Source organism: Novosphingopyxis sp. YJ-S2-01 (genome assembly GCF_016093175.1).
Lineage (GTDB): Bacteria > Pseudomonadota > Alphaproteobacteria > Sphingomonadales > Sphingomonadaceae > Novosphingopyxis > Novosphingopyxis iocasae.
In genome coordinates this window covers 1-506 of record NZ_JAEDAI010000010.1, presented here as the reverse complement: position 1 = coordinate 506, position 506 = coordinate 1, and the positions used below count along the sequence as shown (strand labels likewise).

The following is a 506-nucleotide window of genomic DNA, read 5'->3' as shown; positions in this document are numbered from 1 at the left end:
ATTACCCACAGTAATGCCGAGTTTGTAATAGATTTTGTGAATGTGATGCCCGGCACCCCGAAAAGCAGGGTGAAATCGAGGATCATTTTTACGCCCATGCATGCCAAGCGGTTTATGAAAGCGCTGGAGGAAAATATTGAAAGGTTCGAAGCGGCCAATGGCCCGATACAGGACCTGGAACATATTGAGATTCCCATGAACTTTGGCGGTCCTACAGCGCAGGCTTAATACAGCAGACCTTCATCTGCCAGGCTGCAATGCCCTTCACTACTAACAATGATATGATCGAGCAGCCGGATATCCAGGCAACCGGCTGCTTCTTTTATTTTCTGTGTCAGCAGGATATCCGACTTACTGGGCTGAAGACTGCCACTGGGGTGGTTATGACAAAGGATGATATTCGTAGCATCGTATTCCAAAGCCTTTTTTAAAATGATCCTGGGATCGGCTACGGTTCCGGTAACGCCTCCTTCACTGATGATTTCAAAACGCAATATCTTGTTGCT

Annotated in this window: 2 protein-coding genes; one reads left to right on the top strand and one right to left on the bottom strand. The window is 47.0% G+C overall.

The annotated features are described in order from the left end of the window. Positions 1–228 (top strand): DUF3467 domain-containing protein (locus I6A82_RS14410; protein WP_198095666.1); only part of this gene is annotated, 228 nt, incomplete at its 5' end. On the opposite strand, the gene I6A82_RS14405 is transcribed toward I6A82_RS14410, so the two are convergent. Continuing rightward, positions 225–506, bottom strand: a 282-nt coding sequence (locus I6A82_RS14405; RefSeq protein ID WP_198095665.1) for a JAB domain-containing protein, incomplete at its 5' end; no start/stop codon positions are given. The two genes, I6A82_RS14410 and I6A82_RS14405, sit on opposite strands and share 4 nt — an antisense overlap.